Raw genomic sequence first — 16,342 nt, 5'->3', positions numbered from 1 at the left:
GGGACCATCATGGACCAGCAGACCTATGCCTTCCTGAGCCAGCCGGGGGTCGGCTTCTTCTCGCTCATCATCATCGGCGTCATCGCCGGATGGGTGGCGGAGCGGGTGACCGCGAGCAATCACGGCCTGCTGACGAACCTCATCGTCGGCGTGGCCGGCGCCTTCATCGGCGACAAGCTGGCCGGTGTGCTGAACGTGCCGGTGCATGGCTTCTTCCGCACGCTGATCGCCGCCATCGTCGGTGCCATCATCCTGCTCTGGGTGTGGCGGGCGATCAGGTCGCGCTGACGGAAGGTCCGCGCTGGGGTATGCCGGCCCTGCGGCGCCGTCCCTTCCGGGCGGCGGCGCGGGGCACTATGTTGCAAGGATGCAGGCGCCGAAACGGCGCGCTGCCGGGTATGGAAGTTCGCACATGGTCACGGTGATCGACACGCGGGAACGGCCCCGCCATCCGGAGAAGGCGCATCGGCCGGAAACCGAGGTGCTGCGCAAGCCGGACTGGATCCGGGTGAAGGCGCCGGGCTCGGCCGGCTGGTCCAAGACCGCTGGTATCGTGAAGGAGCACGGGCTCGTCACCGTGTGCGAGGAGGCGGGCTGCCCCAATATCGGTGAGTGCTGGGAGAAGAAGCACGCCACCTTCATGATCATGGGCGACACCTGCACCCGCGCCTGCGCCTTCTGCAACGTGCGCACCGGCCTGCCCGACGCCCTCGACCGGGACGAGCCGCAGAAGGTGGCGGATTCCATCGCCAAGCTCGGCCTCTCCCACGCCGTCATCACCTCGGTGGACCGCGACGACCTCGCCGATGGCGGTGCCGAGCACTTCGCCCGCACGATCGCCGCCATCCGCAAGGCGAGCCCGTCCACCACCATCGAGATCCTGACCCCCGACTTCCTGCGCAAGGACGGGGCGTTGGAAGTGGTGGTCGCGGCCCGGCCCGACGTGTTCAACCACAATCTGGAGACGGTGCCCTCGCGCTATCTCTCGGTGCGCCCGGGCGCCCGCTATTTCCATTCGCTGCGCCTGCTGCAGAAGGTGAAGGAGCTGGACCCGTCCATCTTCACCAAGTCCGGCATCATGGTCGGCCTCGGCGAGGAACGCCCCGAGGTGCTCCAACTCATGGACGACCTGCGTTCGGCGGACGTGGACTTCATCACCATCGGCCAGTATCTCCAGCCCACCCGCAAGCACCACAAGGTGGAGCGCTTCGTGACGCCGGACGAGTTCAAGGCCTATGAGACGGTCGCCTACGCCAAGGGCTTCCTGATGGTCTCGGCGAGCCCGCTCACCCGCTCGTCCCACCATGCGGGCGACGATTTCGAGAAGCTGCGCGCGAACCGCGCGGCGCGGCTCGGACGGGCCTGACGTGCCCTCCTTCTCCAACAGCCGGCGCGTCAGGCACTCCGCCCCCGACATGTTCGACCTGGTGGCGGACGTCGAGCACTATCCCGAGTTCGTGCCGCTCTGCCAGGCGCTCCGTGTGAAGCGCCGCACCAAGTCCGACGAGGGCGTGGAAATCCTCGTGGCGGACATGACGGTCGCCTACAAGCTCATCCGCGAGACCTTCACGTCTCGGGTGACGCTGGATCGGCCCCGCCTCACCATCCACGTGGAATATCTCGACGGCCCGTTCAGCCGGCTCGATAACCGCTGGGAGTTCATCCCCCAGGGCGACGCGGCGTGCGACGTGAAGTTCTTCATCTCCTACGAATTCCGCTCGCGCACGCTGGGCATGCTCATGGGCGCCATGTTCGACGCCGCCTTCCGCCGTTTCGCCGATGCCTTCGAGAAGCGGGCGGACGAGGTCTACAGGACGGTCGGGTAGGCGGACGGCACCTCCACCGGCGCGCCGGCCTCGCGCAGCGCCTTGAAGCCACCTTCCACATGGGCCACCGGATTCAGCCCCATGTCCTGCGCCGTCGCGGCCGAAAGCGCGGAGCGCCAGCCGCCGGCGCAGAAGAAGACGAAGGCCCGGTCCTCGCCGAACACCGGCTTGAAATAGGGGCTTTCCGGGTCGATCCAGAATTCCAGCATGCCGCGCGGGCAATGGAACGCGCCGGGCACGCGGCCATCGCGCTCCAGTTCGCGCGGGTCGCGCAGGTCCACCAGCAGCGCACCCTCGCCGGCGCGGCGCAGCGCCTCCTGCGGCGTCACGGTTTCGATCTTAGCGTTCGCCTCGGCGAGGAGGGCCTTGTAGCCGCGGGTGATGGTCTGGGGCATGGGCGTCCTCCGTTATGGCTCAGGGCCTTTTCTCCCCGCTCCCGCGAGGGGAGAAGGAAACAGGGCGCCTACAGCTCGCTGTAGGCGCCGTCCTTCCACTCATAGACCACGAAGTCGGGCTTGGTGATGTCGCCCTTCTTGTCGAAGGAGAGCGGGCCGAGCACCGTCTGGAAGGTCATGCCGGAATGGATCTGCGCGGCGACCTTCTTGGGGTCGAGGGATTTCGCCGCCTCGGCCGCCTGCTTGATGACCTGCACGCCGGCATAGGAATAGAGCACGTAGCCCTCGGCATCGATCCCCTTGGCGGTCATGGCCTCCACGATGCCCTTGGCCGCCGGATTCTTGCGCGGGTCGGGGCCGAAGGTCATCAGCGTGCCGGTGCCGCCGGTGCCGGCGATGTTCCAGTATTCCTTGTCGGCCAGCGCGTCGCCGCCCATGAGCACGGTCTTCAGGCCCTGGTCGCGCATCTGCCGCACGATCAGGCCGGCCTCGGGGTGCAGGCCGCCGAAATAGATCACGTCGACGCCGGCCGCCTTCATCTTGGAGACGAGGGCCGAATAATCCTTCTCGCCGGGGTTGATGCCCTCATACATCACTTCCTTCACGCCGGCCTTGTTGAGGGCCTTCTGCGTCTCGTCGGCGAGGCCCTTTCCGTAGGGCGACTTGTCGTGGACGATGGCGATCTTGCCGTCCTTGAACTTCTCGGCGAGGAAGGCGCCCGCCACCGGCCCCTGCTGGTCGTCGCGGCCGGCGGTGCGGAAGGTGTTCCAGAGCTTGCGCTCGGTATAAGCGGGGTTGGTGGAAGCGGGGCTGATCTGCAGCACGCCGGCCTCGGCATAGTCCGACGAGGCGGCGATAGAGATGCCGGAATTGACGTGGCCGATGACGAAGGTCGCGCCGTCGGTGATCAGCTTGTTGGCCGCCGCCACGCCCTGCTCGGGCTTGCCGCCGTCGTCGGCCACCAGCAGCACGATCTTCTGGCCGTTGATGCCGCCGGCGGCGTTGATGTCGGCCACCGCCTGCTCGACACCGGTCTTCATCTGCGTGCCGAAGGCGGCGATGGAGCCGGTGAGCGGCCCGGCAGCCCCGAGCTTCACATCCGCGTGGGCGGGCGGCGCGAGGACGAGGCCGGCGCAGACGGCGAGCGCGGCGAAGGAAAGCCTGTTCATCCCGATCCCCTCGAAATGATTGAAAGGGTCTGGCGTGGGGCCGTTGGTCCGGCCTTCGCACGCCGGGCTTCGGGCGCATGGGACGCGCCTTGCCCTTGTGGCAGCATGATTGCCAAACCGCGGTCCGAAGACAAGCGTGGCACCGGGGCGCCTGAAGCCGAAAATTGGCTCAAACGAAAAAGCCTGCGCCGGGGGGCGCAGGCTTCGGATGTGTCAGATGTCGATTGAACGGTGAGGCATCACAGCTCGCTGTAGGTGCCGTCCTTCCAGACGTAGACCACGTAGTCGAGCTTGGTGATGTCGCCCTTCTTGTCGAAGGTGAGCGGGCCGAGCACGGTGTCGAACTTCATACCCGAGTGGATCTTCTCGGCCACCTTCTTGGGGTCGAGGGACTTGGCCGCCTCGGCCGCCTGCTTGATGACCTGCACGCCGGCATAGGAATAGAGCACGTAGCCCTCGGGATCGACGCCCTTGGCCTTGAACTTGTCCACGATGGCCTTGGCGGCGGGGTTCTTGCGCGGGTCGGGACCGAAGGTGGTCAGGGTGCCGGTGGCGCCGTCGCCGGCGATGGACCAGAACTCCTTGTCGATCATGCCGTCGCCGCCCATGAGGACGGTCTTGAGGCCCTGGTCACGCATCTGGCGCACGATCAGGCCGGCTTCCGGATAGAGGCCGCCGAAATAGACGAGGTCGGCGCCGGACGCCTTGATCTTGGAGACGAGCGCCGAATAGTCCTTCTCCTTCGGGTTGATGCCCTCGTAGAGAACTTCCTTCATGCCGCCCTTGTTGAGGGTCTTCTGGGTTTCGTCGGCGAGGCCCTTGCCGTAGGGCGTCTTGTCGTGGACGACGGCGATCTTCTTGCCCTTGAAGTTCTTCAGGATGTATGCGCCGGCCACCGCGCCCTGCTGGTCGTCACGACCGCAGGTGCGGAAGGTGTTCCACATCTTGCGCTCGGTGAAGGTCGGGTTGGTGGAGGCGGGGCTGATCTGCAGCACGCCTGCCTCTTCATAGTCCTGCGAGGTCGGGATCGACACGCCGGAGTTGTAGTGGCCGATGACGAACTTGGCGCCGTCGGTAATCAGCTTGTTGGCCGCCGACTTGCCCTGCTCGGGCTTGCCGCCGTCGTCACCCACCAGAAATTCGATCTTCTGGCCGAGGATGCCGCCGGAGGCGTTGATGTCGGCGATGGCCTGCTCGGTGCCGTTCTTCAGCTGGGCGCCCACGGCGGCGAGATCGCCGGTGATGGGGCCGGCAACGGCGATCTTCACCTGCGCCTGGGCCTGCGCCGCCAGGACGAGGCCGGCGCCGAGCGCCAGCGACGCCATCAAAAGCTTCTTCATGCCTTGTCTCCCCTTCTGCACCCCGCCGCCGTCACGGCCGGCGAGGTTGAATCCGTTGGCGGCGCATTGTGCCGCAATCACGAGTCGTGTCGATCCCTCTCATGAGGAGATCGGCGGGCCACTTCTCAGCTGCTGCCAAGCTTGCGCGGACGCCACGCGACGCTGCCGTGCCGCTCGTACATCCAGCCATATTGCACCGTCATCTGCCGCTGCCGCATCGCACGGAAGCCGAGGGTCGCGATGGAGGCGAGCAGCACGAATTCCACCGCCAGAGGCTCGGGATCGAACAGCGTCGCCTGGAACAGCGCGAAGTGGCAGAAGCGCACCGCGCAGGCGAGCAACCCACAATAAACCAGAAGATGGAGGTAGGGGTCCCACGATCGGGCGACAGCCTTGCCGGTAAGCCACGCCGCGCCGCCACCGAGGAACAGCGTCACCAGCAGGAAGTCGGCAAGCGAAGCGCCGATCAGTTCCTCCGGCCACACGAAGAGCGTCGCCACCAGCACCGCCAGCGCAATGGCGGGGCCGAGGAGCATGGGGGAGGTGATGCGGCCGGGATCGCGCGCGGGATGGATTGCGGTCACGTCAGCGCCCTCCTTCCAGATAGGCGGCGCGCACTTCCGGCCGGGCGAGCAGTTCCGCACCCGTGCCGGACATGGTGACGAGGCCGTTCACCATCACATAGCCGCGGTGGGCGAGCTTCAGCGCGTGGAAGGCGTTCTGCTCCACCAGGAACACTGTGAGCCCCTCGGTGCGGTTGAGCATGCGGATGGCGTCGAAGATCTGCCGCACCACCAGAGGCGCGAGGCCGAGGGAGGGTTCGTCCAGCAGCAGCAGGCGCGGGCGGCTCATGAGCGCGCGGGCGATGGCCAGCATCTGCTGCTCGCCGCCGGAGAGCGTGCCGCCGCGCTGGGCGATGCGCTCCTTCAGCCGCGGGAACAGGGTGAACATGCGCTCCAGATCCTCGGCGAAATGGGCGTTGCCGTCGATGGCGGCGCCCATCTGCAGATTCTCGTAGACCGTCATGCGTGGGAAGATGCGCCGGCCTTCCGGAGACTGCGCGATCCTGAGGCGCATGATCTCGTGGGTGGGCAGGGCCGTGATGTCCCGTCCGGCATAGATGATGCGGCCGTCGCGGGCGCGGGGACTGCCGCAGATGGTCATCATCAAGGTGGACTTGCCGGCCCCGTTGGCACCGATGAGGGTGACGATCTCGCCCTCATTCACCTCGATGTCCACGCCCTTGAGCGCGATGATGTTGCCGTAATAGGCGGTGACGCCCGAGACGGAGAGCAGCGGCGCCTTGCGCGCGGCGGGAGCGGGAGAGGTCACGGCCTTGGTGTCCGGCTGGATGCTCATGCCCCGGCCTCCACCACCGCGACGGCCTCTTCCTCGTCCTCGACGCCGAGATAGGAGGCGATGACGCGTGGGTCGTTGCGCACCTCGTCGGGCGTGCCGTCGGCGATCTTGGAGCCGTATTCCAGCACGACCACGTGGTCCGAGATTTCCATCACCACCGACATGTCGTGCTCGATAAGCAGGATGGAGGCCTGATGCTCGCGCCGGATGGACAGCAGCAGCTCGTTCAGCGCCGCGGATTCGCGCGGGTTGAGGCCGGCGGCGGGCTCATCGAGACAGAGGAGCACGGGGTCCGTGCACATGGCGCGGGCGATCTCGAGCCGGCGCTGGTCGCCATAGGGCAGGTCGCCTGCCGGATCGTCGGCGCGGTCCACGAGGCCGATCTTGTTGAGCCAGTAGAGCGCGCGGTCCACGGCACCCTTCTGCTTCCGCTGCCAGGACGGCAGGTTGAGGATTGCGGCCGGGTTGAGCAGGCCCGAGGTGGTCAGCGACATGTGCTGCGCCACAAGCAGGTTTTCCAGGATGGTCATTCCCGAGAACAGGCGGATGTTCTGGAAGGTCCGCGCCACCCGCGCCCAGGAGGCGACCTTGTGGTCGGGCAGGCGCTCCAGCAAATAGAGCGCGCCGGCCTCCGACTTGCCCCAGGCGAGGCCCGAGGCGGTGACGCCGTCCACTTCCGCGTCCGTCGCCGGGCCGCCGTGGAACAGGGCGAGGCGGCCGGTACTGGGCTTGTAGAAGCCGGTGATGCAGTTGAAGACCGTGGTCTTGCCCGCGCCGTTCGGCCCGATCACCGCCGTCACCTCGCCCCGCCCGGCGACGAAGGAGACGTCATTGACGGCGACGAGGCCGCCGAAACGCATGGAGAGGTGATCGACCTTCAGGATCGGATTGCGGTCCCAGGCCCGGCTCTCGCAGGCGGGGCTTGCGCTCTCGCCCGCCATCAGCCGTGCCCTTCCTTCACCAGCGACCCGGACACCGCCTTGCGCTCCTTCAGGAAGATGGTGGGCATGCGGCTGGAGACGAGGCCGCGCGGGCGCCACACCATCACCGCCACCATGGCGAAGCCGAAGATGAGCATGCGGTAGAGGGAGGGGTCGAAGTCCGAGCCGAACAGGAAATCGGCTTTCAGGAAGGAGAGGTTGCGCAGCAGCTCCATGCCGCCGATGAGCAGGATCGCCGCGCCCGCGACGCCCATCTGCGATCCCATGCCGCCGAGCACAACGATAGCGAGAATCACCGCCGATTCCATGAAGGTGAAGCTCTCGGGCGAGACGAAGCGGATGCGCACGGCGAAGAAGGCGCCGGCAAAGCCACCGAACATGGCGCCCGTAGCGAAGGCCGTGAGCTTGGTCAGCGTGGTGTTGATGCCCAGCGACCGACAGGCGATCTCATCCTCGCGCAACGCTTCCCACGCCCTGCCCACCGGCATCTTCCTCAGGCGGATGGTGACGACGGCGGTCAGCGCAGCGAGGCCCAGGATGACGAAATAGAGGAAGAACATGCGGTGCATGGAGTTGAACTCCAGCCCGAAGATGCTCGCGAAGCCGGTTTCGGAGGAATCGAACGGCACGCCGAAGAAGGTGATGGGCGGGATAGAGGAGATGCCCGCGCCGCCATTGGTCAGCGACACCCAGTTGATGAGCACGAGGCGGATGATCTCGCCGAAGGCCAGGGTGACGATGGCGAGATAGTCGCCGCGCAGCCGCAGCACCGGGAAGCCGAGGATGACGCCCCACATGGCGGCGAGGATGCCGGAGAGCGGCAGGCAGATCCAGAATGCCCAGGCGGTCCAGAAGTCGTCGCCCAGCGTGCCGGCGAAGAAGTCGTTGATGGGCACGCTGGTGGAGAGCAAAGCGAAGGTGTAGGCGCCCACCGCGTAGAAAGCGACGTAGCCGAGATCCAGCAGGCCCGCGAGGCCCACCACGATGTTGAGGCCCCATCCCAGCATCACATAGGTGAGCACGTAGATGCCGAGGTCCACCCAGTAGCGGCTCGGGCTCAGCCCGCCGGCGAGCAGGATGGACAGGAACGGGTAGAGGATGGCGAAGCTGAAGAACAACGGCTTCACCGCCGGCGAGGCCAGCGCGCCGAGGCGGGCCATGACGCCGGGCGTGGTCGAGACGCGGCGCGGCGGCCGGTTCGGGTTCCACACCGTGACCATGAGCAGGAAACGGCCCACCATCACGATGCCGGCGAAGATGGCGACCAGCCCGAAGCGATAGGTGAGGACCAGCGAGCCGGTGCTCGATTCGCTGGCGCGGAAGCCGACGAGGGGCAGGAAGAGCAGGGCGGTCAGCAGGCCGCTGACGAGGGCGTCCTTGAAGGCCCCCGCCACGGCGGAGGTCCGCTCCGGCCCACGGGGCTTTTCCGGAACCGGTGAGGGCACATCGGCGAGATCGGAACCGGAGACCGGAGCCATCACACCTTCTCCACTTCCGGCCGGCCGAGCAGGCCCTGCGGCAGGAAGATGAGCGTTACCACAAGGATGGAGAACGCCGCCACATCCTTGTATTCAATGGAGAAATAGGCCGACCAGAAGGTCTCGATGAGGCCGATGAGGATGCCCCCCAGCACCGCGCCCGGCAGCGAGCCGATGCCGCCCAGCACGGCCGCGGTGAAGGCCTTCACGCCCGGCACGAAGCCGTCGGCGAAGTTCACGACGCCGTAGTACATCAGATACATGACGCCCGCGACGGCAGCGAGAGCAGCGCCGATGACGAAGGTGAGGGCGATGGTCTGGTCCACGTTCACGCCCAGCAACGCCGCCATCTTGCGGTCCTGCTCGCACGCCCTCTGGGCGCGGCCGAGGGGCGTCTTCTTGACGAGATACCAGAAGCCCGCGAGCAGCACCGCCGTCACCACCATGATGATGATCTGCTTGTACGCGAGCGTCACCTCGTAGCCGTTGGTCTCGCGGATGACGATCACCTCCGTCACCATGGGCGGCAGCGGCTTGTTGCGCGGGCCCTGCGCCACCTGCACGAAGTTCGAAAGCAGGATGGACATGCCGATGGCAGAGATCATCGGCGCCAGGCGGAAGGAGCCTCGCAGGGGCCGGTAGGCCACGCGCTCGATGGTCCAGCTCACGAGGCCCGTGAACAGCATCGCCACCACCAGCGTGATGGCGAGGATGAGGAAGATGGAGCTGAGGCCGACCACCGTCGTCAGCAGCAGCACGCATATGAGCGCGATGAAGGCGCTGACCATGAACACGTCGCCGTGGGCGAAGTTCACCATTCCGATGATGCCGAAGACCATCGTGTAGCCGATGGCGATCAGTCCGTAGATCGACCCGAGGGTCAATCCGTTGATGAGCTGCTGGAGGAAGACATCCATCCGCCGCTTGAACCCCTCTGTTCGGGCGCCTCTTATCTCATCGTGCCCGATGATTGTGCGCTGCCGTATTTAAGAGTCATAACCCGGCCCCTCGGCCGACACAATTGCGTCGCGAACCCCGTCAACGGGAGCTTTCGGCCAAGCTTCGACTGCCTTTATTTCGGCCTTGCAGGGGGGGGCGCAGGTGGATACCTTCCTGGTATATTGTCGACACCAAGATCGGCACAGCCGTGGCCGGGCATCTCAGATGCCGGGTGGCGGAAGAAGCGGAGCCTTTCCGCGCCTCAGGCGCAGCAAGCTTCGATGGGGACGGGAAGCGGCCGCGGGGAGGGGACATCATCCCCACGCCTCGTCACACGGCTCATGTTGTCACGACTGAAGCTCGATCCCTTTCTCGTCGCCCTCGCCACCACCGTCGTCCTTGCCCTCGCCTGGCCAAAACCCGGCGTCACCGGCGGTATCCTCCACGCCGACAAAGCGGCGACGTGGGGCGTGGCGGTCATCTTCCTGCTCTACGGCGTCTCGCTGTCTCCACGGCGGCTGATCGAGAGCGCCGCGCGCTGGGATCTGCACCTCGTGGTGCAGGCTACAACCTTCCTCGTCTTCCCGGCGGTAGTCGTGGGGGCGCTGGCGCTGGCCGGCGGGCTCTTCCCGGAGCCGCTCGCCATCGGCTTCTTCTTCCTCGCGGCGCTGCCCTCCACCGTTTCGTCCTCGGTGGCGATGACCTCGCTGGCGCGGGGCAACGTGCCCGTCGCCATCTTCAACGCCTCCATCTCCAGCCTCATCGGCGTGTTCGCCACCCCGGCTTTGATGGCGTGGTATCTCCACGCGGTGGGCGGCGGGATGGATCTCGGCGCGGTCATCCTCAAGCTGGTGACGCTGGTGGTGCTGCCGCTGGCCCTCGGCCAGGCGCTGCGGCCACTCCTGCTCAAGACCGTGGAGCGGCACCGCGCGTTCGTGAAGGCGGCGGACCGCGTGGTGATCCTCGCCATCGTCTACAATTCGTTCTGCGACAGCGTGGTTTCCGGCGTGTGGAAGGGCCTGAGCCCGCTGCTGCTCGCTGAAGTGATCGTCGCCGTCGTCGGCCTGTTCGCGGTGGTCTACGCGCTGACGCGCGGCGTGTGCCGGCTGATGGGTTTTTCCGCGCCGGACACGGTGGCGGTGGCCTTCTGCGGCTCCAAGAAGTCGCTGGCGACGGGTCTGCCCATGGCCCACGTGATGTTCGGCGCGGCGCCGGCGTTGTCGCTCATCATCACGCCCATCATGCTCTACCACTTCCTCCAGTTGGTCATCGTGGGCGTCATCGCCAACCGCTTCGCCTCCCGGGCCGATGCGCTGGCGATGATCGATGCGGAGGAGACAGAGCCCTCGCTGATCGCCGAGGACGACACCTTGCCCCTGCCGGAGCCCGCGCGCACGAGAGCGTGACGGGTTCCCCATCGGGGCACCCCCGTCTTGACCGCGTCACCGGCGCCGTCCCACATTGGAGGAATGAAAAACGGCCGGCCGCCGTGAGTGCCGGACGCGGGGACGAACCCCGCGCCGGAAGACTGCCCGGGCAACCGGGGGCCGGCTCAGGGAGGTGAGGCATGTCCGAGGCGACGACCATCGTTCGCGTCCCCGTCCGTCTGACCGTGAACGGCAAGTCCGTCTCAGCCGAGATCGATCCGCGCACTCTCCTGGTGCAGTTCCTGCGCGAGACGCTGGACCTGACCGGAACGCATGTGGGCTGCGACACCAGCCAATGCGGGGCCTGCGTCGTCCATCTCGACGGGGTGGCCGTGAAGTCCTGCACGGTGCTCGCCGCGCAGGCGGACGGCGCGTCCGTCACCACCATCGAGGGGCTGGCGACCGGCGGCAAGCTGCACCCCATGCAGGAAGCCTTCCGCGAGAACCACGGCCTGCAGTGCGGCTTCTGCACGCCGGGCATGATCATGAGCGCGGTAGATCTCGTGGCCCGCTTCGGCCCCGACCTCGACGAGGCGACCATCCGCGAGAACCTCGACGGCAACATCTGCCGCTGCACGGGCTATCACAACATCGTCAAGTCGGTGGCTGCGGGCGCCGCCGCCATGGGCTCCGCCGAGGCGCCGCGCGCCGCCGAATAGGCGGCTGCCGCACCCCGTCCGCCACGCATCTCGCAGACATAGCCCGCCCGCAAAGGGCGGCGCCGGGAGGATCCCGATGAACGCCAGCGTTTCTAGCTCCGTCACGCCCATCGGCGCCGCGGTCCGGCGCAAGGAAGACCACCGCTTCATCACCGGCAAGGGCCGCTACACGGACGATCTCGACCGTCCCGGACAGGCCTACGCCTATTTCGTCCGCTCGCCCTATGCCCACGCCCGCATCCGCCACATCGACCCCACCGCGGCCAAGGCCATGCCGGGCGTGGTGGACGTGCTCACCGGCGCGGACATCGGCGCCGACGGTCTCGGCGACCTCATCTGCGGCTGGATGATCCATTCCAAGGACGGCAGCCCCATGAAGATGGGCTCCCATCCGGCGCTGGCGAAGGAGAAGGTGCGCTATGTGGGCGACCACGTGGCCGTCGTCATCGCCGAGACGCTGAACGAGGCGAAGGACGCCGCGCTGGCGGTGGAGGTGGAATACGAGCTTCTCCCCGCCGTCGCGGACCTCGCCACGGCGACGGACGGCGAGCAGATCCACGACTGCGCCCCTCGCAACACCGCCTTCGAGTGGGAGCTGGGCGACAAGGCCGCCACCGAGGCCGCGTTTGCCCGCGCGGCGAAGGTGACGAGCATCGACATCGTCAACAACCGCCTCGCCCCCAACGCCATCGAGCCGCGCGCGGCCATCGGCGAATATGATTCCGGCGACGAGGCCTTCACCCTCTGGACCACCAGCCAGAACCCGCACGTTGCCCGCCTCGTGCTCTCCGCCTTCGTCGGCATCGCGCCGGAGAACAAGCTGCGCGTCATAGCCCCGGACGTGGGCGGCGGCTTCGGCTCCAAGATCTTCATCTATGCGGAGGAGACGGTCTGCACCTGGGCGTCGAAGAAGGTGGGCCGGCCGGTGAAGTGGACGGCGGACCGCTCCGAGGCGTTCCTGTCCGACGCCCATGGCCGCGACCACATCACCCATGCCGAGCTGGCGATGGACGAGGCCGGCCACATCATCGGCTTCCGGATCAAGACGCGCGCCAACATGGGCGCCTATCTCTCCACCTTCGCCTCCTCCATCCCGACCTATCTCTACGCCACGCTGCTGTCGGGCCAGTACGCTATCCCCGCCATCTATTGCGAGGTGGATGCCATCTACACCACCACCGCCCCGGTGGACGCCTATCGCGGCGCCGGCCGGCCGGAGGCGACGTTCCTGCTGGAGCGCATCGTGGAGAAGGCGGCGCGCGAGCGCGGCGAGGACCCGGCGGAGTTCCGCCGGCGCAACTTCATCAAGTCCTTCCCGCACCAGACGCCCGTCATCATGTGCTACGACGCGGGCGATTACGTCGCCTCCCTCGACAAGGCGCTGGAGGTGGCGGACTACAAGGGCTTCCCGGCTCGCCGCGCCGAGTCCGAGCGCAACGGCAAGCTCAGGGGCATCGGCCTCTCCGCCTATATCGAGGCCTGCGGCATCGCCCCCTCGGCGGCGGTGGGCTCGCTCGGTGCCGGCGTCGGCCTATGGGAAAGCGCGGAAGTGCGCGTGAACCCCACCGGCAACGTGGAGGTGCTCACCGGCTCCCACAGCCACGGGCAGGGGCACGAGACCACCTTCGCCCAGCTCGTCTCCGCCCGCCTCGGCATTCCCATCGATCAGGTGACCGTAGTGCACGGCGACACCGACAAGGTGCAGTTCGGCATGGGCACCTACGGTTCGCGCTCCGGCGCCGTGGGCATGTCAGCCATCGTGAAGGCGCTCGACAAGGTGGAGGCCAAGGCGAAGAAGATCGCCGCCCACATGCTGGAAGCTTCGGAAGGGGACATCGAGTTCAAGGACGGCAAGTTCACCGTTGCCGGCACCGACCGCTCGCTCGCTTTCGCCGAGGTGGCGCTCAACGCCTATGTGGCGCACAAATTCCCCACCTCCGAGATCGAGCCGGGGCTGAAGGAGGGGGCGTTCTACGACCCCACCAACTTCACCTTCCCCGCCGGCTGCCACATCTGCGAGCTGGAGGTGGACCCGGAGACCGGCGTCGTCGAGATCAAGTCGTTCGTCGCCATCGACGATTTCGGCGAGATCATCAATCCGATGATCGTGGAAGGGCAGGTGCACGGCGGCATCGGCCAGGGCATCGGCCAGGCGCTGATGGAAGGCGTCACCTATGACGAGGACGGCCAGCTCGTGACCGGGTCCTACATGGACTACACCATGCCCCGCGCCGGCGACCTGCCCTCCTTCACCGTGGGCATGACTCAGACCCGCTGCCCCTCAAACCCGCTCGGCATCAAGGGTTGCGGCGAGGCCGGGGCCATCGGCGCGCCGCCCGCCGTCATCAACGCGCTCACCAACGCCCTCGGTACCGAGGACGTGCCCATGCCCGCCACGCCCTCCAGGGTGTGGGCCATCGCGCAGGCGCGCGCTTCCCGTCTTGCTGCGGAATAGGAGGACGCCGTGTACGCCTTCGACTATCAGCGTCCCGACGCCATCGCCGCCGCTGCCGCGATCCTCTCCGCCGATCCCGAGGCCAAGGCGCTGGCCGGCGGGCAGACCCTGCTGCCGACCCTGAAGCAGCGCCTCGCCCAGCCGACCGCGCTGGTGGACCTCTCCCGCATCCCGGAACTTTCCGGTATCTGCGCCACGACGGAGGGCGTCTCCATCGGCGCCATGACGCGCCATGCGGAGGTGGCCGCCTCGGATGTGGTTCGCGCCGCTATCCCGGCCCTCTCCGATCTCGCCGGCATGATCGGCGACGTGGCGGTGCGCAACCGGGGCACCATCGGCGGGTCGCTGGCCAATGACGACCCGACCGCCGACTACCCGGCCGCCGTGCTCGCGCTGAACGCGACCGTGGTCACCGACCGCCGCTCCATCGGCGCGTCCGACTACTTCCGCGGCCTGTTCGAGACGGCGCTGGAGGAGGGGGAGATCATCACCCGCGTGGACTTCCCCAGGGTGGAGAAGGCCGGCTACGCCAAGTTCCGAAACCCGGCCTCGCGCTACGCCATGGCTGGCGTGTTCGTGGCGAAGACGGCGGCCGAGGTGCGGGTGGCGGTGACGGGCGCAGGGCAGTCCGGCGTGTTCCTGTGGACCGAGGCGGGGGACATCCTCTCCTCCGATTTCACGGTCCAGGCCATCTCCGGCCTCGCGCTCGATCCCTCCAATCTCATGAGCGACCTGCACGGCAGTGCCGAATACCGGGCGCAGCTGGCGAAGGTGATGCTGAAGCGGGCGCTCGCCTCGATCACGGGGTGAGAGCGGCCGGCCCTATCGGCGTCTGGCTGTCCAGAAGACGAGGAATGCCGAGGCCGGAAGGGCCTTCGAGTAAAGCCAGCCTTGGGCGAAGCTCACGCCCTGGGTGAGCAGGTATTCGGCCTGGTTCTCGGTTTCCACACCCTCGGCGATGATCTGCAGTTTCAGTTCGTGTCCCATGGCGATGATGTAGGGGGTCACGTCGCGCGTGGGGGCCTCCGTATTGACCGCTGTGATGAAGGATCGGTCGATCTTCAGAAGATCGATGGGCAGGTTCTGGATGTAGTTGAGGCCGGAATATCCCGTTCCGAAATCGTCGATGGCGGTCCTGTGGCCGCGGCGGCGCAGTTCGAGGAGCGTGGCGCGCGCACCGTCCACATCGATGAAGCTGCGCTCCGTCGCTTCGAGCCATATCTGCCGCGGCTGGATGCCGGAGCCGTCCAGCACACGCTCCAGCACCGGCAGGATGCGGCCGGTGGTGATGTCGACGGCGCTGAGGTTGATGCTGACATGCGCCTGCGGGTCATCGCGCAGCAGATCTCCGAGATCCTCGATGACGGCGGACAGCATCTGGTCGGTCAGGCGCCCGATCAGGCCGGTTTCCTCGGCGAGGGGGATGAACATATCAGGCGGAGTCTGGCTGCCGTCCGCACGCGGCCAGCGCACGAGCGCCTCGGCGCCGATGCAGCGCCCCGTAGCCAGCTCGATGATCGGCTGGTAGTGCGCGACCAGTTCGCCCTTCTTCAGTGCCTTCGCCAGTTCGGTGCGGGGCGAGCTTTGCCGGCGCAGCACCAGCAGCCCCGACGCGGCCGACAGCAGCGCGATCGCGGCCGAAAGGGGCAGGAGGACCGCCCGATTGGCCTGCAGATGCTCCTTGAATGTGATGCGCGGCTGACGGACGGTCACGGCCCAGTTGCGCGAGACCTTCTCGACGCTCGCATCCGATGCGTCGGGCGGCGTGGGTCGGTCCCGGTCAAGATAGCTCGCATAGATGGGCAGCGCGCCGCGGGTGCGGACTTCCGAGATCGTGAATGGGTTGGAGGTCTCCCACTCATTGAAGAATTGTCTCTGGTCGACGAGGACGCTGTACTCGCGCAGGCGCAGGATGAGGATCGCCCGGTCAGTGCCGAAATTGGTCGGCCGCCAGTTCAGGATGAGGCCGATGCCATCCGGCTGCTCGATCTGGACCGGGGCTCGCACCAGTTTGTAGTTCAGCATGCCCCACGAATTGCACTCGACCACGTCCCCCGCGCCATAGCCGATGTTGACAACAGACAACGCCTCTTCGGTGATCTGCAACATCGCGCGAATATGCTGTGGCGAGCAGGGCGGAAAGGGCATCGCTGCAATGGTGCGCAGCGCCGACACCGCATCGGCGTAGACCGCGTCGGTATGATCAAGAACTCGCAATGCATAGGCATTGAGTTGTTCTTGCTGCGTGGAAAGAGCAAACCGCCATGACACATAAAGGGTCGGCGCCAGCGGCACCATCGTGCCGATAACGGTTGCAAGAACGACCAATGCCCAGGTCAATCCCCGGCTCATGT

Annotated in this window: 16 protein-coding genes; 7 read left to right on the top strand and 9 right to left on the bottom strand. The window is 66.9% G+C overall.

The window, feature by feature from the left end; translation table 11 throughout:
• Window positions 1-9: 9 nt before the first annotated feature.
• The 3 genes from FHT36_RS01580 (at window position 10) to FHT36_RS01570 (ending at window position 1,826) form a co-directional block, all read left to right on the top strand.
• Entirely contained in the window at window positions 10-288 is a 279-nt protein-coding gene (locus FHT36_RS01580; protein ID WP_024279094.1) for a GlsB/YeaQ/YmgE family stress response membrane protein, read from the top strand.
• A gap of 124 nt (window positions 289-412) precedes the next feature.
• Window positions 413-1,366, top strand: a complete 954-nt coding sequence (lipA, locus tag FHT36_RS01575) for a lipoyl synthase (protein ID WP_169120522.1) — start codon at window positions 413-415, stop codon at window positions 1,364-1,366.
• A gap of 1 nt (window position 1,367) precedes the next feature.
• Window positions 1,368-1,826: a type II toxin-antitoxin system RatA family toxin gene (locus tag FHT36_RS01570; RefSeq protein WP_169120520.1), complete on the top strand. Its 459-nt coding sequence runs from the start codon at window positions 1,368-1,370 to the stop codon at window positions 1,824-1,826.
• Here FHT36_RS01570 and FHT36_RS01565 read toward each other — a convergent pair.
• From FHT36_RS01565 to FHT36_RS01530, 8 genes are all read right to left on the bottom strand, one after another.
• Window positions 1,808-2,221: a rhodanese-like domain-containing protein gene (locus tag FHT36_RS01565; protein WP_169120518.1), complete on the bottom strand. Its 414-nt coding sequence runs from the start codon at window positions 2,219-2,221 to the stop codon at window positions 1,808-1,810. The two genes, FHT36_RS01570 and FHT36_RS01565, sit on opposite strands and share 19 nt — an antisense overlap.
• Before the next feature lie 68 nt (window positions 2,222-2,289).
• The gene (locus tag FHT36_RS01560) at window positions 2,290-3,390 is read right to left on the bottom strand and encodes a branched-chain amino acid ABC transporter substrate-binding protein (protein ID WP_169120516.1); all 1,101 of its coding nucleotides are present in this window, start codon (window positions 3,388-3,390) and stop codon (window positions 2,290-2,292) included.
• A 239-nt stretch (window positions 3,391-3,629) separates the two neighbouring features.
• Complete coding sequence (locus FHT36_RS01555; RefSeq protein WP_169120514.1) at window positions 3,630-4,730, bottom strand: branched-chain amino acid ABC transporter substrate-binding protein; 1,101 nt, start codon at window positions 4,728-4,730, stop codon at window positions 3,630-3,632.
• Window positions 4,731-4,855: 125 nt separating this feature from the next.
• Entirely contained in the window at window positions 4,856-5,314 is a 459-nt protein-coding gene (locus tag FHT36_RS01550) for a DUF6867 family protein (RefSeq protein WP_348644364.1), read from the bottom strand.
• Window position 5,315: 1 nt separating this feature from the next.
• A complete protein-coding gene (locus FHT36_RS01545) occupies window positions 5,316-6,089 on the bottom strand; it encodes an ABC transporter ATP-binding protein (RefSeq protein WP_169120512.1) in 774 nt (257 codons plus the stop codon).
• The gene (locus tag FHT36_RS01540) at window positions 6,086-7,030 is read right to left on the bottom strand and encodes an ABC transporter ATP-binding protein (RefSeq protein ID WP_169120510.1); all 945 of its coding nucleotides are present in this window, start codon (window positions 7,028-7,030) and stop codon (window positions 6,086-6,088) included. The genes FHT36_RS01545 and FHT36_RS01540 overlap by 4 nt, the downstream gene beginning before the upstream one ends.
• Window positions 7,030-8,508 carry a high-affinity branched-chain amino acid ABC transporter permease LivM gene (gene livM / locus FHT36_RS01535; protein ID WP_169120500.1) on the bottom strand — a complete coding sequence of 493 codons (1,479 nt, stop codon included), beginning with the start codon at window positions 8,506-8,508 and terminating at the stop codon, window positions 7,030-7,032. Before livM ends, FHT36_RS01540 begins: the two co-directional genes overlap by 1 nt.
• Window positions 8,508-9,425: a branched-chain amino acid ABC transporter permease gene (locus FHT36_RS01530; RefSeq protein ID WP_169120498.1), complete on the bottom strand. Its 918-nt coding sequence runs from the start codon at window positions 9,423-9,425 to the stop codon at window positions 8,508-8,510. Before FHT36_RS01530 ends, livM begins: the two co-directional genes overlap by 1 nt.
• 363 nt (window positions 9,426-9,788) lie before the next feature.
• Here FHT36_RS01530 and FHT36_RS01525 point away from each other — a divergent pair, with 363 nt between their 5' ends.
• The 4 genes from FHT36_RS01525 to FHT36_RS01510 all read left to right on the top strand — a co-directional run bounded on the left by FHT36_RS01525 (window position 9,789) and on the right by FHT36_RS01510 (window position 14,798).
• Entirely contained in the window at window positions 9,789-10,853 is a 1,065-nt protein-coding gene (locus tag FHT36_RS01525; protein ID WP_229644032.1) for a bile acid:sodium symporter family protein, read from the top strand.
• 161 nt (window positions 10,854-11,014) lie between these two features.
• Window positions 11,015-11,533 carry a (2Fe-2S)-binding protein gene (locus FHT36_RS01520; protein WP_169120494.1) on the top strand — a complete coding sequence of 173 codons (519 nt, stop codon included), beginning with the start codon at window positions 11,015-11,017 and terminating at the stop codon, window positions 11,531-11,533.
• Between the two features lie 76 nt (window positions 11,534-11,609).
• The gene (locus FHT36_RS01515; RefSeq protein ID WP_169120492.1) at window positions 11,610-13,988 is read left to right on the top strand and encodes a xanthine dehydrogenase family protein molybdopterin-binding subunit; all 2,379 of its coding nucleotides are present in this window, start codon (window positions 11,610-11,612) and stop codon (window positions 13,986-13,988) included.
• Window positions 13,989-13,997: 9 nt separating this feature from the next.
• Window positions 13,998-14,798 carry a xanthine dehydrogenase family protein subunit M gene (locus tag FHT36_RS01510; protein WP_169120490.1) on the top strand — a complete coding sequence of 267 codons (801 nt, stop codon included), beginning with the start codon at window positions 13,998-14,000 and terminating at the stop codon, window positions 14,796-14,798.
• 12 nt (window positions 14,799-14,810) lie between these two features.
• Here FHT36_RS01510 and FHT36_RS01505 read toward each other — a convergent pair whose 3' ends face one another.
• Window positions 14,811-16,328: an EAL domain-containing protein gene (locus tag FHT36_RS01505; protein WP_169120488.1), complete on the bottom strand. Its 1,518-nt coding sequence runs from the start codon at window positions 16,326-16,328 to the stop codon at window positions 14,811-14,813.
• Window positions 16,329-16,342 lie beyond the last annotated feature (14 nt).

The organism is Xanthobacter sp. SG618 (assembly GCF_012932745.1).
Taxonomy (GTDB): domain Bacteria; phylum Pseudomonadota; class Alphaproteobacteria; order Rhizobiales; family Xanthobacteraceae; genus Xanthobacter; species Xanthobacter flavus.
The sequence above is the reverse complement of the archived record's forward strand: the minus strand, read 5'-3'. Positions and strand labels throughout refer to the sequence as shown.